Origin of the sequence: Kitasatospora sp. NPDC086791 (assembly GCF_040685975.1) — a bacterium.
In the GTDB taxonomy this organism is placed as follows: domain Bacteria; phylum Actinomycetota; class Actinomycetes; order Streptomycetales; family Streptomycetaceae; genus Kitasatospora.
This window is the reverse complement of record NZ_JBFBOC010000009.1, coordinates 195533-215784: the sequence shown is the minus strand read 5'-3', so window position 1 is coordinate 215784 and position 20252 is coordinate 195533. Positions and strand designations below refer to the sequence as shown.

The 20252-nt window shown below is 72.6% G+C and carries 16 protein-coding genes; 6 read left to right on the top strand and 10 right to left on the bottom strand.

The genetic code is table 11. From position 1 onward, the window contains the following. Positions 1-44: 44 nt before the first annotated feature. The 7 genes from AB0Q99_RS15875 to AB0Q99_RS15845 all read right to left on the bottom strand — a co-directional run bounded on the left by AB0Q99_RS15875 (position 45) and on the right by AB0Q99_RS15845 (position 9516). Entirely contained in the window at positions 45-1778 is a 1734-nt protein-coding gene (locus AB0Q99_RS15875; protein ID WP_363572015.1) for a pyruvate dehydrogenase, read from the bottom strand. A 171-nt stretch (positions 1779-1949) separates the two neighbouring features. Beyond that, the gene (locus tag AB0Q99_RS15870; RefSeq protein WP_363572013.1) at positions 1950-4355 is read right to left on the bottom strand and encodes a glycosyl hydrolase family 65 protein; all 2406 of its coding nucleotides are present in this window, start codon (positions 4353-4355) and stop codon (positions 1950-1952) included. A gap of 52 nt (positions 4356-4407) precedes the next feature. Next, a complete protein-coding gene (locus tag AB0Q99_RS15865) occupies positions 4408-5154 on the bottom strand; it encodes a beta-phosphoglucomutase family hydrolase (RefSeq protein WP_363572011.1) in 747 nt (248 codons plus the stop codon). Positions 5155-5253: 99 nt separating this feature from the next. After that, positions 5254-6054, bottom strand: a complete 801-nt coding sequence (locus AB0Q99_RS15860; protein ID WP_363572009.1) for a VOC family protein — start codon at positions 6052-6054, stop codon at positions 5254-5256. Positions 6055-6262: 208 nt separating this feature from the next. Next, the gene (locus tag AB0Q99_RS15855) at positions 6263-6739 is read right to left on the bottom strand and encodes an SRPBCC domain-containing protein (RefSeq protein ID WP_363572007.1); all 477 of its coding nucleotides are present in this window, start codon (positions 6737-6739) and stop codon (positions 6263-6265) included. A 171-nt stretch (positions 6740-6910) separates the two neighbouring features. Next, entirely contained in the window at positions 6911-8659 is a 1749-nt protein-coding gene (locus AB0Q99_RS15850; protein ID WP_363572005.1) for an LCP family protein, read from the bottom strand. A 404-nt stretch (positions 8660-9063) separates the two neighbouring features. Then, the gene (locus AB0Q99_RS15845; protein ID WP_363572003.1) at positions 9064-9516 is read right to left on the bottom strand and encodes an ATP-binding protein; all 453 of its coding nucleotides are present in this window, start codon (positions 9514-9516) and stop codon (positions 9064-9066) included. A gap of 130 nt (positions 9517-9646) precedes the next feature. On the opposite strand from AB0Q99_RS15845, the gene AB0Q99_RS15840 reads away from it, so the two are divergent. From AB0Q99_RS15840 to AB0Q99_RS15815, 6 genes are all read left to right on the top strand, one after another. After that, complete coding sequence (locus AB0Q99_RS15840) at positions 9647-10519, top strand: helix-turn-helix transcriptional regulator (protein WP_363572001.1); 873 nt, start codon at positions 9647-9649, stop codon at positions 10517-10519. Positions 10520-10521: 2 nt separating this feature from the next. Beyond that, a complete protein-coding gene (locus AB0Q99_RS15835; protein WP_363571999.1) occupies positions 10522-10707 on the top strand; it encodes a DUF397 domain-containing protein in 186 nt (61 codons plus the stop codon). Between the two features lie 65 nt (positions 10708-10772). Continuing rightward, the gene (locus AB0Q99_RS15830; protein ID WP_363571997.1) at positions 10773-11009 is read left to right on the top strand and encodes a DUF397 domain-containing protein; all 237 of its coding nucleotides are present in this window, start codon (positions 10773-10775) and stop codon (positions 11007-11009) included. A 202-nt stretch (positions 11010-11211) separates the two neighbouring features. Then, positions 11212-11613, top strand: coding sequence for a hypothetical protein (locus AB0Q99_RS15825; protein WP_363571996.1), 402 nt, complete (start codon positions 11212-11214; stop codon positions 11611-11613). A gap of 3 nt (positions 11614-11616) precedes the next feature. Then, the gene (locus AB0Q99_RS15820) at positions 11617-13335 is read left to right on the top strand and encodes an alpha/beta hydrolase (RefSeq protein WP_363571994.1); all 1719 of its coding nucleotides are present in this window, start codon (positions 11617-11619) and stop codon (positions 13333-13335) included. A 95-nt stretch (positions 13336-13430) separates the two neighbouring features. After that, positions 13431-13868: a hypothetical protein gene (locus tag AB0Q99_RS15815; protein WP_363571992.1), complete on the top strand. Its 438-nt coding sequence runs from the start codon at positions 13431-13433 to the stop codon at positions 13866-13868. Positions 13869-13892: 24 nt separating this feature from the next. Here AB0Q99_RS15815 and AB0Q99_RS15810 read toward each other — a convergent pair whose 3' ends face one another. From AB0Q99_RS15810 to AB0Q99_RS15800, 3 genes are all read right to left on the bottom strand, one after another. Then, positions 13893-15320: a S8 family serine peptidase gene (locus AB0Q99_RS15810; protein ID WP_363571990.1), complete on the bottom strand. Its 1428-nt coding sequence runs from the start codon at positions 15318-15320 to the stop codon at positions 13893-13895. Further along, a complete protein-coding gene (locus AB0Q99_RS15805; protein WP_363571988.1) occupies positions 15317-18685 on the bottom strand; it encodes a right-handed parallel beta-helix repeat-containing protein in 3369 nt (1122 codons plus the stop codon). The genes AB0Q99_RS15810 and AB0Q99_RS15805 overlap by 4 nt, the downstream gene beginning before the upstream one ends. A gap of 95 nt (positions 18686-18780) precedes the next feature. Continuing rightward, positions 18781-20094, bottom strand: a complete 1314-nt coding sequence (locus AB0Q99_RS15800; RefSeq protein WP_363571986.1) for a hypothetical protein — start codon at positions 20092-20094, stop codon at positions 18781-18783. Positions 20095-20252 lie beyond the last annotated feature (158 nt).

Genomic DNA, 20252 nt, shown 5'->3' with positions numbered 1-20252 from the left:
AGGGGCAAGGGGTCCGCTCGGGCCCCGGTGACCCGCCCCGGAACTCACGGCCGCGGGATGTTCCGCAGGTTGCTCCGTGCCAGGTCGACCATGCGTCCGACGCCGCCCGAGAGCACCGTCCGCCCGGCCGCCAGCGCGAAGCCCTTCAGCTGGGCGGCGGTGATGTGCGGCGGGACGGAGAGCGCGTCGGGGTCGGTGACCACGTCCACCAGGGCCGGGCCCGGCCGCTCCAGCGCCTCCGCCAGCACCTCCCGCACCCGGGCCGGCTCGGCCACCCGCTTGGCCGGGATCCCCATCGCCCGGGCGATCCCCGCGTAGTCCACGTCCCCGTTGTCGATCTCCCACTCCGGGTAGCCGGAGACCAGCATCTCCAGCTTGATCATGCCGAGCGCGCCGTTGTTGAAGACCACGGTCTTCACCGGCAGCCGGTGCTTCGCCACCGTGAGCAGTTCCCCGAGGAGCATGCCGAGGCCGCCGTCGCCGGCCATCGCGATCACCTGGCGTCCGGGGTGGGCGAGTTGGGCGCCGATGGCGTGCGGGAGGGCGTTGGCCATCGAGCCGTGCAGGAAGGAGCCGATCACCCGGCGGCGGCCGTTGGGCTGCAGGTAGCGGGCGGCCCAGACGTTGTTCATGCCGGTGTCGACGGTGAACACCGCGTCCTGGGCGGCGACGTCGTCGAGGACGGCGGCGACGTACTCGGGGTGGATCGGCAGGTGCTTCTCGATGTCGCGGGTGTAGGCGCCGACCACGTCCTCCAGGGCCCGGCAGTGCTTGCGCAGCATGCCGTCGAGGAAGGCGCGGTCGCGCTTGGCGTCCAGCAGCGGCAGGACGGCCCGCAGGGTGGCGGCGACGTCGCCGTGGACGGCCAGGTCGAGCGCGGTGCGGCGGCCCAGCCGGGTCGCGTCGTGGTCGACCTGGACGGTGTGCAGCTGCGGCAGGAAGGAGTCGTACGGGAAGTCGGTGCCCAGCAGCAGGACCAGGTCGGCGGAGTGCAGCGCCTCGTGGCAGGCGCCGTAGCCGAGCAGGCCGCTCATCCCCACGTCGTACGGGTTGTCGTACTGGATCCACTCCTTGCCGCGCAGGGAGTGGCCGATCGGCGCGTTCAGGACCTGCGCCGTCTCCATCACCTCGGCGTGCGCCCCGCGCACCCCGGCGCCGCAGAACAGCACGACCTTGCGGGCCGCGTTGAGCAGCCGGGCCAGCTCCTGCACCTGGGACCACGGTGGTGCGGCGACGGCCTGTTCGGTGAGGAAGTGGCTGGTGCCGGTGGGCCCGGCGGCGGGCAGCGCGGCGACGTCCCCGGGGAAGGCGAGCACCGAGACGCCGTGCGAGCCGAGGGCGTGCTGGACGGCGATCCGCAGCAGCCGGGGCAGCTGGGCGGGGGTGGAGAGCATCTCGCACCAGCTGCTGCAGTCGGTGAACACCCGCTCGGGGTGGGTCTCCTGGAAGAAGCCGGTGCCGATCTGACCGGAGGGGATGTGCGAGGCCAGGGCGAGGACGGGCAGGCCGCTGCGCTGGGCGTCGTAGAGGCCCTGGACGAGGTGGGTGTTGCCGGGACCGCAGGAGCCGGCGCAGACCGCGAGCCGACCGGTGAGCTCGGCCTCGGCGGCGGCCGCGAAGGCGCCGGCCTCCTCGTTGCGCACGTGCACCCAGCCGATGCCCTCGGCCCGGCGGATCGCGTCCACGACGGGGTTGAGGCTGTCGCCGACGACGCCGTAGACCCGCTCCACCCCGGCCTGCCGGAGCACCTCCACCAGCTGTTCGGCCACGCTCGCCACGGGTGCCCTCCTTCGGTCGCCACGGGTCGACCCAGGTCGCCACCGGACACCTGCACCCTCCGACGGGGGCGGGGAGCCTCGCAGCCGGGGTGAGCCGGACGGGTGAGCGGGGGCGGACCCCGCCGGTGGTGCGGGCCCGCGCCACCGGCGGCGCGGGCCCGCACCGGGCCGCTACTCCGCCGCGAGGTGGTCGTGCTGGCCGAGCTTGCCCGCGGTGAGGCCCGCCTGGGGCTGGCGGCGGCCGGGTTCGCGGCCGGGGGGCTGCGAGCAGCGCTCCTGGGTGGGCGGGGCGGTGGTGGGCACCGTGACCGGCGAGCCGGCCTTGACCTGGACCGCCGCGCCGTCGTGCCGCACGTGGATCACCTCGCCGCGGCGCAGGGTGTACGTCGTCGACTCGTGGGTGATCCGGACGCCGAGCAGGTGCCCGCGCACCAGCAGCGAGAAGCTCAGCCGCATCAGGCCGGACGGCAGCCGGGGGCGGAAGGAGAGCGTCTCGTTGTGGTCGCGCAGCCCGCCAAAACCGGCCACCAGGGCGATGCAGGCCCCGGCGAGCGAGGCCATGTGCAGGCCGTCGCGGGTGTTGCCGCCGAGGTCGTGCAGGTCCATCAGGGCGGCTTCGGCGGTGTAGTCGTACGCGAGGTCGAGCTGGCCGACCTCGGCGGCGATGACCGCCTGGGTGCAGGCGGAGAGCGAGGAGTCGCGGACGGTCAGCCGCTCGTAGTAGGCGAAGTTGCGGGCCTTCTGCTCGTCGGTGAAGGCGTCGCCGCGGACCTGCATGGCGAGCACCAGGTCGGCCTGCTTGACCACCTGCTTGCGGTACAGGTCGAAGTACGGGAAGTGCAGCAGCAGCGGGTACTTCTCGGGCGGGGTGTTCTCGAAGTCCCAGACCTGGTGGTCGGTGAAGCCGTCGGCCTGCGGATGGACGCCGAGGTCCTCGTCGTACGGGACGAACATCGCGGCGGCCGCGTCCCGCCAGGCTGCGGTCTCCTCGGTGTCGACGCCGAGGGCGGCGGCCTCGGCCGGGTGCCGGACGGCGGCCTCGGCGGCGGCCCGCAGGTTCGTCTGCGCCATCAGGTTGGTGAAGACGTTGTTGTCGGCGATCGCGCTGTACTCGTCAGGCCCGGTGACGCCCTCGATCCGGAACTTCCCGGCGACGTCGTGGTGGCCGAGCGAGCGCCACATCCGGGCGGTCTCCACCAGGAGTTCGAGACCGAACTCGCGCTCGAACTCCTCGTCCGCGGTGGCCCGGACGTAGCGGGCGACGGCGGCGGCGATGTCGGCGCCGATGTGGAAGGCCGCGGTGCCGGCCGGCCAGTACCCGGAGCACTCCTCGCCGCGGATCGTCCGCCACGGGAACACCGCGCCGGACAGGCCGAGTTGGGTCGCCCGCTCGCGGGCCAGCGGGAGGGTGGTGTGCCGCCAGCGCAGGGCCTGGTTGACGGCGGCGGGCAGGCAGTAGGTGAGCACCGGCAGGACGAAGGTCTCGGTGTCCCAGAAGCTGTGCCCGTCGTAGCCGGGGCCGGTCAGCCCCTTGGCGGGGATGGCCCGCTCCTCGCTGCGGGCACCGGCCTGCAGGACGTGGAAGACGGCGAACCGGACGGCCTGCTGGAGCTCGACGTCGCCCTCGACCTCGATGTCGCTGGTCTCCCAGAACTCCCTCAGGAAGGTGGCCTGTTCGGCGACCAGACCGTCCCAGCCGGTGTACCGGGCGGCGGTCAGCGCGGCCTCCACCTGGTCCCGGACGGCGGGCAGCGAGCGGGTGGCGGACCAGCCGTAGGCCATGAACTTGGTCAGCCGCAACCGCTGTCCGGGCTCCAGCACGGTGGTGACGCTGATCCGGCAGTGGTCGGCCTCGGCCTCGGCGACGGTGTCGGACCGCTCCGGGCCCTCGATGATGTGGTCCATGCCGGCCGCGACCCGGATGCCGCTGTACCGGGTGCGGTGCACCAGGACGGCCTTCGTCCCGCCCGCGTGGTGCACCTCCGGCTGCAGCGGCGCCTCCAGGACGGCCTCGGCGCGCGGGTCCCCCTCGGGGCCGCCGGGCAGCTGCTCGTTGGCGACCAGCTCGGACTGCAGCACGATCCGCACCGGGCCGTCCACCGCCTCGACGCTGTACTCGACGGCGGCGACGGCCCGTTGGGTGAGCGAGACCAGCCGGGAGGAGCGCACCCGGATGGTCCGCCCGGCCGGGGACGCCCATTCGGCCTCGCGGTGCAGCAGTCCCTCACGGAAGTCCAACCAGCGCTTGTGGCTGAGGAGTTCGCCGTAGCGCAGGTCGAAGGGCTCGTCGTCCACCAGCAGTCGGATGATCTTGCCGTTGGTCACGTTGATGACGCTCTGGCTGGACTCCGGGTAGCCGTAGCCGCCCTCGCCGTACGGCAGCGGGCGCAGCTCGAACACGCCGTTGAGGTAGGTGCCGGGCAGGCCGTGCGGCTCGCCCTCGTCCAGGTTGGCGCGCAGGCCGATGTGTCCGTTGGAGAGCGCGAACACCGACTCGGCGCGGGCCATCGCGGTCAGGTCCAGGCCCTGTTCGGTGATCTGCCAGGGGTCGATCGCGAAGTTGTCGGACGGACTCATGATGTCCCTGCCCCACCACGCTCGGTCATGGCGCCCGCCGCACCGCGCTCGGTCATGCCTGCTCCCCCAGCAGCTCGGAAAGGTCGTCGACGACCACGGTGGCGCCGTCGCGGTGCAGTTCGGCGGCCTGGCCGGTGCGGTTCACCCCGACCACCGCGCCGAAACCCCCGGCCCGGCCGGAGGCGACGCCGGCGAGCGCGTCCTCGAAGACGGCGGCGTGCGCGGGCTCGACGCCGAGCGTGCGGGCGGCGTACAGGTAGGTGTCGGGGGCGGGCTTGCCGGGCAGGCCCTCGGCCTTGGCGACCTTGCCGTCCACGATCAGGTCGAACAGGTCCTCGATGCCCGCCGCCCGCAGCACGTCGCGGCAGTTGGCGCTGGAGGAGACCACCGCGCTGGGCAGCCCGGCCGCGCGCAGCCGGCGCACGTAGGCGACCGAGCCCTCGTACGGCTGGACGCCCTGTTCGCGGATCATCCGCAGCACGGTGTCGTTCTTGGCCCGGCTGACCCCTTGGACGGTAGGGGAGTTGGGCGGGTCGTCGGGGGTGCCCTCGGGCAGGTCGATTGCCCGGCTGCGCAGGAACGCCCGGGTGCCGTCGAGGCGTGGACGGCCGTCCACGTAGGTGTCGTAGTCGACGACCGCGTCGAAGGGGACGAACGGCCCGCCGGTGCGGGCGGCTTCGGCGCGCAGGAAGGCGTCGAAGGTGTCCTTCCAGGCCGCGGCGTGCACCTTCGCGGTCTGGGTGAGCACCCCGTCGAGGTCGAAGAGGAAAGCGCGGATGTCGTCCGGTAGCCCCAGCATGGGTGCAGTCTTACCCGGGAACGGGGGGGAAGCCGCCCATTTCCCGGCGGCGCGTCGCGGGAAGGACGGCTTCCGCTTGCCCGGCCGCACCGCGGACCGCTACGGGTGGTCGGGCAGTTGCGCGTCGGGGGCCTGGATCACCGCGAAGACCGCGCCCTGCGGGTCCCGGACCACGGCCATCCGGCCGGACTGCAGGTCGAACGGCGGCTGGAGCACCGAGCCGCCGGCCTTGACCAGGGCGTCCACCGTGGAGTCGGTGTCGTCCACCGAGAAGTACGTCATCCAGTGCGAGGGGGTGCCCGGCGCCAGGTAGCCGGGGACCGCCTGCATGCCGCCCACCGTGCGCTCGGCGACGTTGAGGGAGTAGTAGCCGGCCATGCCCTGGATGGTGGCCGGGCGCAGCCCGAGGGCCGGCTGGTAGAAGCGGCCGGCCGCGTCGGTGTCGGCGGTGTTGAGCTCGTTCCAGACCAGCGCGCCCGGTTCGTTGACCACGCCCGCGCCGATGAAGTCCATGGCCTGCCAGACGCCGAACACCGCGCCGGTGGGGTCGGCGGCGACCAGCATCCGGCCGATCGTGCCGACGTCCATCGGCTCGTAGAGGATCGTGCCGCCGGCCGCGGAGATCGCCCGGCTGCTCTCGTCGGCGTCGTCCGAGGCGAGGTAGGTGGTCCAGGCGACGGGCGGGGCCGGCTGGCCCTCGGGCACGACCTGCCCCATGATCCCGGCGACCGGCCGCTCGTTGAGCGTGCACACGGCGTAGCCGCCGAACTCGGCGGGGCCGACCTCGCCCTGCCAGCCGAAGAGGTCGCGGTAGAAGTCGAGCGCGGCCTGCTGGTCGCTCGCCATCAGGTCGATCCAGCACGGGGTGCCGGGCTGGTACGGATCGGTGACTACGGGCATTGCGGGGCCTCCCGGAGGCGGTGGCGGCCGGCGGTCGTGGGGACGGGGGCGGCGGGGACGGGCCGGCCGGTACGACGGCGGTACACCGCCACCTTCGGCCCGCCGCCGCGATCCCGCCACCGGACGGCGCCCCGGCGGGCGGGGCGGCCGAGCACGTGGCGGCTCGGCGGCGGGTCCGCGGCGGGTTCACGGCGGGTTCACGGCGGGTTCACGGCGCGTCGTGGCGCCGGGCGGTGACGAAGTACGGCTGCACCTTGCCGCTCTGCGCGTAGTCCTTGAGCCGGACCAGCAGTTCGGCCCAGGTGCCGGCCACCGCCGGGACGCCGTCCTCGCTGCCCGGCTGCCAGCCGCCGTGCCGGAACAGCAGCCGGGTGCGGTCGGGCGCGCCGGGCCGTCCGGGCAGGTCGGGCCGTCCGGGCAGGTCGGCGAGGTCCCAGCTGATCCAGGTGCCGGCCCAGTGCGGCGGGAAGGCTCCGGCGTTGGTCCACACCACCCGGTCCTGGTCGGCCCGCTCCACCCGCAGCCGGAACGGCTCGGGGACCTCCGGGAAGTCGAACAGCAGGACGTCGGCCTCCCGGTCCACGGCGGTGGTCCACCAGGCGGTCAGCCCGTCGTGCGTGGTGAGCGCGGCGAGGACGACGGCCCGGGGCGCGGCGATGTCGAACTGGAGGGCGATCTCGGGCATGGGGTCCGCCTTTCGGTGCCGTGCCGGTCCCCTCCCGGAGCCGCACGGGCCCCGCGGCCGGTCGGCGGGGGTCCGCGGACCGGCCCTGGCCCCACCATGGCACGACCCCCGGGCCCACGCGCCCGGAGGGGCGCCGGCCCGGGGGTCGTCCCCGCTGTCCGGTGGGTGCGGTCAGCCGCCGCTGCCGTACGTGGTGTTGGCGCAGATGTCGTCGTCCGCCGAGCGGGCCTCGTTGGTGACGCTGGTGGGCAGCGGCTGCGGGGGCGTCTGGACCCCCGGGGTGGTGCCGGCCGTCCCGGAGGGTGTGCCGAGGCCGGCGGACGACGCGAAGTCCTGGCCGACGATCACCGAGATGCCCCGCGAGCTGCCGGAGGAGAGCTCGGCGCCGGGGAACAGCGCGGCGATCTTCTCGGCGTTCGCCTTCTGCCCGGTGCCGTACTCGATCGTGGTGGTCTTGTACTTGGTGTTCGCCGCCTGGCCGGCCGTGGTGGCGCCGAACTTGGCGGCCTTCAGCTGCTCGGTGCCCTTGCCGGCCAGGCCGTTGACGGTGGTCCCGTTGTAGACCGACACCTTGATCGCGGCGTTGGCGGCGTCCCCGGCCGGGGCGGCCGGGGTGGCGGGCGCGGACTGCTGCGGGGCGGGGCTGCTGCCGGACGCGTCCGGCTGCTGGCCGGTGGCGTTCTGGCCGTCGATGGTCTGGTCGGCCTTGAGGGTCTCCCAGAGCTTGTTTGCGTCCGGCTGGATGAGGTCGATGTTGGAGTCCTGGGTGCGGTAACGCCAGGGCGCCGTCACGAACTTGAGGTCGTGCATGTCGATGTTCTTCAGCGACAGGCCGAAGGAGAGCAGCTTGTCCGCCGAGTCCAGGCCCGGGTCGACGGTCAGCGACTTGGTGGCGGCGTCGGCCAGCGGCAGCAGGTTGGTGGGGCTCAGCCCGTCCTTCTTGATCTTGCTGACCAGGGAGCTCATGAAGGCCTGCTGGCGCTTCATCCGGCCGATGTCGGAGCCGTCGCCGATGCCGTGGCGCAGGCGCACGTAGTCGAGCGCCTTCTGGCCGTCCACGGTCTGCTTGCCCTGCGGGAGGACGAGCGCGCCCTTCTTCTTCAGGTTGGGGTTGATGTCCCCCTCGTAGATCGGCTGCGGGAGGCAGATGTCCACGCCGTTGACGGCCTTGGTCATCGCGGCGAAGCCGTTGAAGTCGACCACCATGGTGTGGTCGACCCGGATGCCGGTCAGCTTCTCCACGGTGTTCTGGGTGCAGGCCGGGTTCCCGTCGTCGCTGCCGCCGATCGAGAAGGCCGCGTTGAACAGGTCGGTGTTGCCGCCCTTGGTCCACTTGCCGTTGGGCAGCTTGCAGGACGGCAGTTGGACCATCGTGTTGCGCGGGATCGAGATGCCCACGGCGTGCTTGTGGTCGGCGTAGACGTGCAGCAGGATCGTGGTGTCCGAGCGGGCGCCGCCGTCCTCGCCGCCGCCGAGGTCGGCGTTGTTCTTGCCGCGGCTGTCCGAGCCGATCAGCAGCACGTTGACCGGCTTGTTGCCGTCCGCGTCGGCCTTCGCCTCGGGCGGGCGGTCGCCGGCGATCGCGTCCGCGTCGAAGGACTTGATGTTGGCGTTCAGCTTGAAGTAGATCGCGCCGCCCGCACCGGCGATCAGCACCAGCACACCGGCCGCCGACCAGGCGACGATCTTCTTCACGTTCTTCTTCGGCTTGGCGCTCTTGCGCGCCGCCGCCCGGCCGCCGGCCCCGGAGTCCTGGCCGCCGCCGCGGCCGCCCTTGCCCTGGGAAGCGGCACGCCGGGCCTCGGCCCGTCCGCCGGAACGCGGGGACGGCACGGCGCCACCGTTCTCGGCGCCCTCGGTCGTGAGCGCACCGGGCGCGTCCTCGCCCCGGGCCGGGCCCTTGCCCCACTGACCTGACATGCGCGTACCTTTCACCGACGGAAGCGACGCCCCGGACGATCTGGCGCACCGCACACAGAGAGACGGACCCAGCCGTTCCCAGGTTGCACATACGACCGTCGGCACAACCGACGATCGTGGCTTCCGATCATATTTAGGCCCGACACGGTCACGGACCTCCGGTGTGCGGGCAAACCCACCGGCACCCGAGCATCCACCAGGCAGAACACCCGAAACCACCCGATTCCGACGTGACTTACGCCACTGCGACTCTCCGGCGGGGGCGCGAGGTGGCCGGCGCGGCGCGGCGGAGGACGCCGCCCGGCCCCGGCCTCGGCCTGCGCAGGGGCCTCGGTTGCGGAGGAGTGGGAAGTCGACGGGGCCGACTTCCCACTCCTTTCCTATGGCGGGTGCCATGGCGGCCGTCACGGGGCGCCGGTCAGGTCGAGCTCGGCCCAGACGGTCTTGGCGTTGGGGTGGCGGGGGATGGTGCCCCAGCGGTCACTGAGGGCGTCGATGAGGGTGAGGCCCCGGCCGGACTGGGCGTTGGGGGTGTGGACGGTGGGGAGGACGGGGAGCTTGTCGCCCTTGGGGTCGCTGATGGCGATGCGAAGGGTGGTGCCCCGGCGCGCGGTGGTGGTGAGCGCCAGGTGCAATTCGAAGCCGCGCCCCGGAACGCGTCCGTGCGTGATGGCGTTCGCGGCGAGCTCCGCGACGATGAGCAGCGCGGAGTAGAACGGCTCGGTGTGCGTCGAGTTCAGCCCCCAGAGCGTGAGTTGACGTCTGGCGAGCCGCCGGCAGATCGCCGCACCCCTGGGCGAGGCGGCGAGGGTGGTGGTGTGGCGGCGGGGGTTGTCGAGCGGGATTTCGGTCGTCATGGGCAAAAGCGTGACGGCGCGAACGTACCCTGACCATGGATTCGATGGGCACTCAGTGTGCATGTACGGATGCGGAGAGTTCGCCTGTCGGGCGGCCCGGATCATTCGATCGAAAGGGCGGGTGATTGCCGTGGGTGGCGTCGAGCGCACGGTCTTCGACGACGGCGAGACGGCGGAGAACTCCGACGGGGTCGCGGAGTTCTACAGCGCGGTGGGGAAGCTGATCAAGCTCTTCAGGGAGCGGGCAGGGATCACGCAGAAGCAGTTGGCCAAGCTGACCGGCTACAGCGAGGACCTGATCGGCGCGATGGAACGGGGCGTGCGGACGCCGAGAATCGAGTTCCTGACGATCGCCGACGACCTCCTCAACGCGGGCGGGGTGCTGCGGGCCGTCGCGGACGACGTGATGAAGGCGAAGATCCGGGTGGCCACGCGGCACCCGGCGTTCAACAGGGCCTTCACGGCGGAGGAAGCGCGGGCCGTGGAGATCAACAGCTACAGCTTGTTCGCCATCCCGGGGCTCCTTCAGACCGAGGCTCACGCGAGGGCGCTCTACGAGATGCGCCGGCCGTGGCTTTCCACGGAGCAGATCGACGAGTGGGTGACTGCCAGGTTGCAGCGACAGGAGATCCTGACTCGGTGGCCCTTGCCAGCCATGAGCTGGGTTCTCGATGAGAGCCTACTGAGGCGCCCGTTGGGCGGCGGGGAAACGCATCGCGAACAGTTGCAGCATCTGCTCAAGGTCGGTGGGATCCGAGGCTTGGAACTGCAGGTGATGCCCCTCGACAGGGCCCAGAACGCGGGCATGGGCGGACCCTTCACCCTCTTGACCCCGCCCGGACGACCGCAGATCGCGTATGTGGAAGTCCAGCATGTCAACAGGCTCATCACAGACCCAGAGGAAGTCCGTAAGATGGACGCACGGTACGGCACCCTCCGGGCGCAGGCGCTCGACATGAGGGAGTCCCTGGCCTTGATCGAAACGATCCTGGGAGATTGGTGAACATGGCCGAACTGTCGTGGTTCAAGAGCAGCTACAGCACCAACGAGGGCGCGGAGTGCGTTGAGGTCGCTGAGACCCCTGGCGTCGTCCACGTGCGTGACTCCAAGGACAAGAGCGGCCCCCAGCTGGCGTTCGAACCGGCCGCGTGGGAGGCGTTCGTGACGTTCGCCGCCACTGCCGAGGTCTGATCGAACCTCCCCTCAACGGCCCACCGTCTATCTGGCGGCGGGCCGTTGGCGTACCGTCAGACAGTATGGAACTGGCCTGGTTCAAGAGCAGCCACAGTGGAAACGAAGGAACCGCCTGCGTCGAGATCGCCTGGCACAGGAGCAGCCACAGCGGAAACGAGGGCGCGAACTGCGTCGAGGTCGCCGAGACCCCCGGCGTCGTCCACGTGCGTGACTCCAAGGACAAGAACGGCCCCCAGCTGACCTTCGAACCGGCCGCCTGGCAAGCGTTCGTACAGTTCGCCGCCACCACCGAGGCCTGACCCAGACCTCCCCTCAACGGCGTGGCCGTATTGCGTCCACCTCCGCAACGACCTCTCACCGCGTTACCGGCGTACTGGCACCGCACACGGCTCGCCGATCGCGAATGGAAAGCAGTCGATTACCATCCGACAGCAGAGTGCTTTCGGATGGTCGGCCCCGGGGTTGCCACCCGGAGGCCTGGCCTGACTGCAGGGGGAACACGTGGCAGATCCTGATCTGGCGTTGGAGTTGAAGGTCAATCCGGCCGAGTTGGACGGCTGCGGGCAGAGTGCCCAGCACCTCGGGGGACTCATACCGGGCGAGACCTCGAAGATCACCGAACCGTCGAATCAGGCCGCCGCGACCCTGACCGGCTGGCAGATGGCCGCCGCCATCCGGAACTGCGGGACGAACTGGAAGACCCTGCTGGACAGGCTCGGCAGCGATATGGGGGATGTCGGCACCAAGCTCGCTTCGTCGGCCACCTACTACCGCCAGGTGGAAAAGGCCATCCACGCGAGCCTCAAGGACCCGAACGCGCCGGCCACGGACGAGCCGGACCCCTTCGGCACCGTCGTCGTCCCGGGCCCGGTGAAGCCCTACAGCCCGAAGGCGGCCGAGTAGGAGATGGACATCAAGACGCTCTACGACGCCAACATCAACAACATCACCGTCGCGAAGAACGCCTACGACGCCCTCTTCACCGCCTTCGGCCAGCACATCGAGTCCTGGCAGCACGAGGTCGTCGACCGCCTGACCAACTCGCACTGGACCGGGACCGCGTCCGGCCACGCCCATGCCCGAATCCAGTTCCTGGGTACCGAACTCCAGGCGGCGAAGCAGGAACTCGGTCTCATCAGCAAGGCGCTCTCCGATGCTGCCGAGGGCATCGCGGCAGCGCAGTCCCACCTGATCAGCGCACTGGACGACGCCAAGACCAACAAGATGACCGTGGCCCCCGACGGCCGCATCACCTGGGACAACGACCCCAACTCCGCCAACTACGCCGGCGACAAGGCTGATGCCACCGCCCAGGCGATCAGCGCACGGATAACCGCCGCGCTCACCGAGGCAGACCACGCCGACCAGACCATCAGCGCGCGGCTCGGGCACCTCTCCACCAACGCGACCAACGGCACCGGGCTCGACGCCGCCACGGCGAAGAGCGACCAGGACGCCGCGAACGCCCTCAGCCGGATCCCCGCCGCCGGCACCGACCCGAACAGCGTCAAGACGTGGTGGAACAGCCTCACCGATGCTCAGCAGCAGCGGATGATCCTCACCGACCACGACAAGGTCGGGGCCCTCGACGGCATTCCCGCCGTTGCCCGGAACCAGGCCAACCTGATCAACCTGCAGCGTGGGAAGGAGGACCTCCAGCGCCAGCTCGACGGCCTCGGACCCGAGCCGAAGAAGTACCTGAGCGTCGCCGAGGCCAACGGCGGGGCCGCCCAGAACCCCGCCTACACGGAGTGGAAACGCAAATACGATGCCCTCAAGGACAAGTTGAAGGGCGTCGATGCCATAGAGGACCGGCTCAGCAAGCCGGTCGACGCCGACCACCCGCCCACGTACCTGCTCGGATTCGACACCAAGGGAACGGGCCGTGCCATCATCGCGGTCAACAACCCGGACACCGCCGACAACGTCTCGACCTACGTCCCTGGCACTGGCGCCCGAGTCGGTGCCAGCCTCGCCGGTGACATCGAGCGATCGGACCTGATGGTCGCCTCGGCGAACGCGGCCAACAAGAAGGCCGGAGATCCCAGCACGACATCGTCCATCACCTGGGTCGGCTACGAAGCACCACAGTCGATCGTCCCCGAAGCCGCATGGGACGGCTTCGCAAAGGCCGCGGAGAAAGACCTTCACAACTTCGAGACAGGCCTCCGTGCCACACATGAGGGGAAAGCATCGAACAACACCATCCTCGCCCACAGCTACGGCACCACGACCGTCGGGTACACACTGCGCGACAAGGGCTTGCCGGTCGACAACGTGGTCCTGATCGCCAGCCCCGGCGCCGGCGTCGAACACGCCCGTGATCTGGGTGTCGACCCGTCCCACGTCTTCGCAGCGCAGGGCGACAAGGACGCCATCAAATTCGCCCTGCCCGAAGACCCAGACAATGCTGTGAGTAATATCGTCAACAACGCCGCTGCTGAATTCGGGTACACCGACAACCCCGACCATCACGTGGCTTTCGGCCGCGACCCGAGCGTCCCACAGTTCGGCGCGCGGATAATCCCCACCGACCCGGGAACAGATCACTCCGGATATTGGGCAAAGAACTCCGCCTCCCTGATCGCGATGGGTCAGGCCATCGCGGGAAAGCCGATCTCATGAGGACCGCGATGCACGCCTCCGCGTTGCCACTGGCCAAAAGGTCTGTGGTCGCAGCCATACTGGCGATCACCTCGCTGACACTTAACGCTTGCGGAATGGACACGCTGCAGGAGCGGTCCAAGCCCACGATGACACTGGACCAGGCCAAGAAACAGATCGACAACTACCTCGCCGATATCCTGGCCAAGCTGCCTATCAAGCCCACGGCAAGCTCGGGCGACTTCAGCGACCTGGAGTGCGACGCCAACGATGTCGGTCCGCATGGCAGAACACAGACGAGCCGAGGGTACGACTTCGGGGACGTTCCGTCCGCCACCAGGGCCGAAGCGGCCGGCGCATTCCGTACTCTCATGATCGAGCGCGGTTTCCAATCGGTGGCGGATGCCCCTGATTTCCATCCCGACTGGATCAAGCTGAAGAACCCCTCGGACAGCTTCCTCGCCGTCCTGGACGGGGTCTCCGACGCGAGCCGCAACGTCTCCCTGAACGTCAGCTCGCCCTGTGTCTGGCCCAACGGGACGCCGCCGGCCTGACTCGACGGCCGGGGGGCTCGGCGGTCAGCTTTGCGACGGTCGGCCGGCCGTGCGGCGGCGGCCCGCCCGGACCACCGCGGCCGCGAGGGCGACCACCGCGACCAGGGCGGCGCTCGCTCCGGCCACCGCCGATGCCCGGGTGAGGGCGGTCCGGTCGGGGGGCGGCGGGACGGTCACCGGCTCGGCGGGGGCGGCGGGAGCGCCGGTGGCGGGCGGCGGGGCGGTCACGGCGGCCACCACGTCCAGCGTCCCCCAGCCCACGACCGGGTCCGGGAGCGCCGAACCCGGGCGGTACGCCGTCGACTTGAGCCGCTCGGCGACCTGGGACGGCGTCCACCCCGGCTCCCGGGAGAGCAGCAGGGCGGCCGCGCCGGCGACCAGGGCGGCGGCGCCGCTGGGCCCCGAGGCGGTGAAGTAGCCGCCGCCGGGCCCGGCCGCCTGGAGCCCCTCGCCGGGCGCCGCCAGGTCCACCCGCGCGCCCGTACCGCCGGTACCGCCCGTACCGCCGGGGCCCGCGCCGGTGTCGCCCGGCGAGGGCCCGCCGCCCGGCCCGATCGAGGCCACCGCGAGCACGCCCGGGTAGCCGGCCGGGAAGACCGCGCCGCCCTTGGCCGACTGCCCGTCCGAGCCGGCCGGAGCGACCAGCAGCAGCCCCTTCGCCGCGGCGTACTCGACGGCGTCGGTGAGCGCCTGGTTCGGCGCCGGCACCGGGACGCCCACCACGGCCACCCGGGCACCGCCGTCGGCCGCCGCCCGGATGCCCTGGGCGAGCAGGTCGGGCGTGGTCGTCCCGGCGTCGTCGGTCACCGCGACGGCCAGCACGGTCGCCTCGGGGGCGATCCCGGCCGGGCCGCTGTCCGGGGTGCGACGGCCGGCGACCAGTCCGGCCAGGAAGGTGCCGTGGCCCACGCAGTCCCGGCCCGCGTCGCCCTGCCCGTGCAGCCGGGGGCCGAACGTGAGCCGCCCGGCCAGGACCCCGGAGCCGGTGCCCGCCGAGGCGTCCGTCCCGGAGCCGAGCACGGCGACGGTCACCCCGGCACCGCGGCCGAGCGGCCAGACCGACTCGGGCCGCAGGTAGACCTGGGCCCACGGCGCCCGGTCGACGGTCGTCCGGGTGGACGGCTTCCGGCAGCCGTTCTCCCGGACGTCGGGAAGCGTCTGGCTCATCGCCGGAAGGTCGGCGGCCGAGGGCGACGCGGCGGCCGCACCGGGCAGGACCGCCGTACCGGGTGCAGCCCCCTTGCCGGGCACGGCCGCTGTACCGGGCACGGTCACCGCGCCGGGCCCGGCCGACGCCCCCGGGGTGTCGGCCGACGCCGGCCCGGCCGGGCCGAGCAGGGCGGCGGCGGCCCACACCGCCGCCGCCCCGGCGACCGCCCGCCGCCCACGGCGGACGGTCGCCCCCTCCGGGCCGGCCGCCTCCCGGCGCCGGCCCGCGTCCGGGCGCGTCATACCGAGCTGCCCAGCCGCTCCACCGCGATGTCCTGGGGCAGCAGCAGGCTCAGCTCGGACAGGTCGGCGAAGTCGAGCCGGCTGAGCCGGCCCGCCTGCCGGGTGATCATGCCCTCCAGGGTCTGCCGGGCGGTACGGCCGTTGCCGAAGGTACGGTCCCGCGGCATCGCGGCGAACACCCGGGCCAGCGCCTCCAGGGTCTCGGGCGCGCAGGTGTACCCGGCCTTCTCCGCGAGCCGGCCCACGATGGTGACCAGTTCCCCGTCGGTGTAGTGGCCGAACTCCACCTGCCGGGAGAAACGCGAGGCCAGGCCCGGGTTGGAGGCCAGGAAGTGACGCATCTCGTCCTCGTAACCGGCCACGATCACCACCACCTCGTCCCGGTGGTCCTCCATCAGCTTCATCAGGGTGTCCACCGCCTCCTGACCGAAGTCCCCGCCACCCCCGTGGCGCGGGGTGAGCGTGTACGCCTCGTCGATGAACAGCACCCCGCCCCGGGCCCGGTCGAAGGCCTCCTTGGTGAGCTGCGCGGTGTGCCCGACGTAGCGGCCGACCAGATCCGCGCGGGCGGTCTCGACCAGCTGCCCGCCCGGCAGCACACCCAGCTCCGCGAGCAACTGCCCGTACAACCGGGCCACCGTCGTCTTGCCCGTACCCGGCGGCCCCGCGAAGACCAGATGATGGCCGATGGTCGCCGTGGGCAACCCGGCCTCCTCCCGCCGGCGCACCTGACGGATCAGGTTGACCAGGTCCTCGACCTGCTCCTTGGCCGCCGGCAGACCGACCATCGCGCGCAGCTCGGCGAGCAGTTCGGTGCCGTCCCTGCGCGCGGCCCGCGGGGTCTCCTCGGGGGCGACGTCCGCGGGCACCAGCAGGGCCAGATCGGCGTCGGAGATGTCGGCCAGGGTGGCGAGCCGGGTCGCCTGCCGGTCGACCATCTCCTCGAACACCTTGCGGGCGGCCCGGCCGTTGCCGAAGTCCTCGCCCTTCGGCATCCGCTCGAACAGCCCGGTCAGCGCCTCCCCCGTCCCCGCCGCGAGCTCGTAGCCGTGCCCGGCCGCGGCCCGCTCCACGATGGTCACCAGCTCGTCCACCGCGTAGTTCGCGAACTCCACCGTCCGGCTGAACCGCGACGCCAGACCCGGGTTCGACGCCAGGAAATCGGTCATCTCCGCGGAATAGCCCGCCACGATCACCACGATGTCCTCGCGGTGGTCCTCCATCAGCTTGACCAGGGTGTCGATCGCCTCCCGCCCGAAATCCGGACCACCGCCACCGGAACCCGCCGACAACGTGTACGCCTCGTCGAGGAACAACACCCCGCCCAACGCCTCGGTGAACACCTCCGTCGTCTTCAGCGCCGTACCACCGATCACCGACGCCACCAGATCCGCCCGCGCCACCTCGGTCAGATGCCCGCTGCGCAGCACGCCGAGTTCGGCCAGGATGCTGCCGTACAGCCGGGCCACCGTGGTCTTGCCGGTGCCGGGCGGGCCCGCGAAGACCAGGTGCCGGCTCATCGGCAGCGCGGGCATGCCCGCCAGCTCCCGCCGCCGCGCCAGCTTGTTCAGGTTCACCAGGGTCGCCACCTGCTCCTTGACCCCGGCCAGACCGACCAACGACTCCAACACCTCCAACGGGCCGGGCTGGGCGGCCGGCGCCGGCCCGCTCGCCGGGGCGGGCTCCCCCGCGGCGCCGCCCGGCGCGCCGGAGGCCGCCCCGGTCTGCGGCGCGGCCGCCGGGGCGGGCGCCGAGCCCGCGGTGGCGGTGCCGTGCGCGTCCGGCAGCCCGTTCTCCTCGCTGACCAGCTCCTCCACCGACAGCCGCTCGCTCGGCGCGCTCTGCCGCAGGCCGGAGCCCCGGTTGCGGGAGAGCGTGCAGCCGGTCAGCCGGACGGCCTCGACGGAGTCGGTGCGCACCCCGTCGCCGGTGTTCTCGCTCGCCGTGAGCTGGGCCAGGACGGCCCGCGCGCCGGCCCCGATCCGCACGCCGTGCCGGCGGTTGCCGGTCACCCGCACCCGGGTGCAGGTCAGTTCGGCGCCGTCCTCGGCCGTGACCCCGTCCTCGGCGGCCCCGGACACCTCGCAGTCGCGCAGCGTCGCCGTGCCGACCCGGCCGACCAGCACCCCGGAGCCGCCGGCACCGCGCACCACGGTGGAGCCCAGGCGGATGTCGGCGCCCTCCGCGATCCGGACGCCCGCCCGGCCCGCGTCCAGCACCTCGCAGTTCTCCAGCTGCCCGCGGCCGTCCCGGAGCGCCGCCACGCCGTCGCCCTTCGCCCGGTGGACGGCGACCCGGCGCAACCTCGGGTTGGCGCCGTCGGTGATCAGCACGCCGGTGCCGGTGACGTCCCGCACCTCCATCCGGTCGACATCGGCCGCGCTGCCGCCGGTCAGCTCGACCCCGTCGGCGCAGTCGCGGACCACGGTGCGGGCCAGCGAGGGGCCGGAGGAATCGCCGACCCAGATGCCGGTGGTCTCGCCCCCGTCGATCTCGCAGTCCTCGAAGGTGCCGCGCGAGCGGGCCGTGACGTGGACGCCGTGGCCCGCCGTCCGGGAGGCGCGGCAGCGGCGCAGCAGCGGGTCGGTGCCCCCGGCGAGCACGAAGCCGTGGCCGGAGGTGCCGGTGACGGTGCAGTCCTCCAGGGTGACCCGGGCGGTGGAGCTGAGGTAGACGCCGATCGTGGTGTCGCGCACGGTGGTGCGCAGCAGCCGCGTGGTGCTGTTCTCCTCCAGCGCGACGCCGGGCTTGTCCGTGACGGAGACCTCGCAGCCCTCGAAGGTGCCCCGGGCCTCGCCGTTGGCGCAGATGCCGTTGCCGCGGGCGTCGCGCAGCACGCAGTTGCGCAGCAGCGGGTTGGCGCGCTCGCCGATCACCACGGCGGAGCTGCCGAGGTGCTCGATGACGCAGTCCTCGATGACGCTGCTGCCGGTGGAGGTCTCGACGATGCCCGCGCCGGCCGGGTTGGTGACGCGGCAGCCGCGCATCGCCAGGGTGCCGTCGCCGCGGGTGAGCAGGGCCGTCCAGGAGCTGCCGACCACTTCGCAGTCCTGGACGGCGGCCTGGCCGCGCGGCACGTCGATGGCGGGCAGTTCCTCGTCCTGCCCCTGGAGGATCAGGCCGGTCAGCTGCACCGCCTCGGCGGTGACCTGGACCACGCAGCCGCGCCGGGCGGTGATCCGGACCGTGCCCCGGGCCTCCGCGGCGGTGATGGTGACCAGCTTGTTGATCACCAGGTTCTCCTCGTAGCGCCCGGGGCGCACCGAGATCACCGCCCCGCTGCGGGCCGCCGCGAGCGCGTCGCCGATGGTGCGGTAGCGGCCGTCCCGCTGGTCCGGGCATACCGTCAGCACGTGGCGCGACATGGCGTGGCCTTCCCTCTTCCTGACTCATTGGTTCGTTGACTCGTCGGTTCGTCGACTCGTCGACGACCTGGTGGACCGTCGGCCGGTGCGGACCGTCAGCCGGTGCAGTCGGCGCGCATGGCGGCGGCCACGTGGTGGGCCTTGTCGGCGCTGCCGCCCCAGTCGATGCCCCGGGAGTGCAGCGTCACGGCGATGCGTCCGCCGGTGACCGCGTAGCTGCCGGCGTTGTACCAGGTGCCGCGGTTCGCGGGCTGGTCGAGGTTGAAGGAGCCGGCGCTGCCCGAGGCGTTGCTCACGGTGTACAGCGAGGGCTTGCCGCCCACCGCCTTGAGGTCGCCGTTGTTGGGGACGTAGACGGAGATCCGGCAGGTGCCGCTGGTGACCGGCGCCGTGGAGAAGGTCCACACCGCGGAGTTGCCCGAGTCGTCCGTGTTCGCCGCGCCGGACATCGGGAGCGAGACGTACGAGCCGTTGCAGCCCGAACCGGTGAACCCGCCGGCGGAGTTGGTCAGCCAGCCGGTCGTGCCCTGGGTCCACCAGCCGTTCTTGGCGAAGCCGACGGCGGAGCTGCCGCAGCCGTTGCCGCCGATGGCGCTGAAGCTGGGCGGGGCGGGCTTGTTGGGCGCCGGGGGCTGGGGGGCGGGCGGTTGCGGGGCGGGGGGCTGCGGCGCGGGACCGGGACCGGGGACGGTGCCGCCCGTGCCACCACCGCCACCACCGCTGCCACCGCTGCCGCCGCCCGGACCGGTGCTGCCGCCGCCCCCGGTCCCGCCGCCGCTGCCTCCGCTACTGCCCGCCGCCGGGCCGCCCGGGTTCGCGGGACGGGTGACCGGGCCGGTGGCGCCCGGGGCGGTACCGGCGCCGGGGGCGGTCCCGGTGGTCGTCCCGGGCACGCCGCCCGGAACGTCCTGCGCCCCGGGTACGGACGGGTCCCCGCCGGGGCCGGCCGGCCGGCCCTGCGTCGGGTCGGCGCCCGGGACGCCGGGGACGGGGACCACCGGGTCGGCGGGGGCCGGGGGCTGCCCCGGGTCGTCGAGCTCGGGGCCCTCGGCGGGGGGCTGGTCCGCCGTGCTCCGGCCGGCGTTCCCGGAGCCGCCGTGGCCGGACCGGCCGCCGTCGGTGACCAGGAACGGCAGGCCCATCAGCACCACGCCGACGGTGGCGGCGGCGATGATCACGGGCCGCTTCAGCCGGGCGCGGCGCCCGTCCGGCGCGGGACCGGCGGGCTCGGCCTCGGCCTCGGCCGCCCGCGGATCGGGGCCGGGGCCCGGGTCGGGCAGCGACGCGGGGACGGCGGCGACCTGCCCGTACTGCGGCACGGCCGGCGGTGCGGCAGGCTGTGCGGCCGGCGGTGCGGGCGCCGCAGCCCCGGCGGACCCTCCGGCCGCCTCCTCCATCTCCCAGGCCACCGAGGGCAGTTGAATGCCCGCCGCCGCCCCGTTCTGAGACCGGTTCCCAACCGTGCTCGTGCCCACCGCAGCTCCTCGGCTCCACTTGCAGTCCCTGTCGGCGGGAGCGCCCGAACGACAGGTCTGCGGACGTCCCCACTCCGTACCCACGGCCCGGC

Coding starts and splice junctions, on each gene's coding strand:
- AB0Q99_RS15870 (WP_363572013.1), bottom strand. CDS start 4,355: ATGAGTCCGTCCGACAACTTCGCGATCGACCCCTGGCAGATCACCGAA.
- AB0Q99_RS15865 (WP_363572011.1), bottom strand. CDS start 5,154: ATGCTGGGGCTACCGGACGACATCCGCGCTTTCCTCTTCGACCTCGAC.
- AB0Q99_RS15860 (WP_363572009.1), bottom strand. CDS start 6,054: ATGCCCGTAGTCACCGATCCGTACCAGCCCGGCACCCCGTGCTGGATC.
- AB0Q99_RS15855 (WP_363572007.1), bottom strand. CDS start 6,739: ATGCCCGAGATCGCCCTCCAGTTCGACATCGCCGCGCCCCGGGCCGTC.
- AB0Q99_RS15850 (WP_363572005.1), bottom strand. CDS start 8,659: ATGTCAGGTCAGTGGGGCAAGGGCCCGGCCCGGGGCGAGGACGCGCCC.
- AB0Q99_RS15845 (WP_363572003.1), bottom strand. CDS start 9,516: ATGACGACCGAAATCCCGCTCGACAACCCCCGCCGCCACACCACCACC.
- AB0Q99_RS15835 (WP_363571999.1), top strand. CDS start 10,522: ATGGCCGAACTGTCGTGGTTCAAGAGCAGCTACAGCACCAACGAGGGC.
- AB0Q99_RS15830 (WP_363571997.1), top strand. CDS start 10,773: ATGGAACTGGCCTGGTTCAAGAGCAGCCACAGTGGAAACGAAGGAACC.
- AB0Q99_RS15820 (WP_363571994.1), top strand. CDS start 11,617: ATGGACATCAAGACGCTCTACGACGCCAACATCAACAACATCACCGTC.
- AB0Q99_RS15815 (WP_363571992.1), top strand. CDS start 13,431: ATGGACACGCTGCAGGAGCGGTCCAAGCCCACGATGACACTGGACCAG.
- AB0Q99_RS15810 (WP_363571990.1), bottom strand. CDS start 15,320: ATGACGCGCCCGGACGCGGGCCGGCGCCGGGAGGCGGCCGGCCCGGAG.
- AB0Q99_RS15805 (WP_363571988.1), bottom strand. CDS start 18,685: ATGTCGCGCCACGTGCTGACGGTATGCCCGGACCAGCGGGACGGCCGC.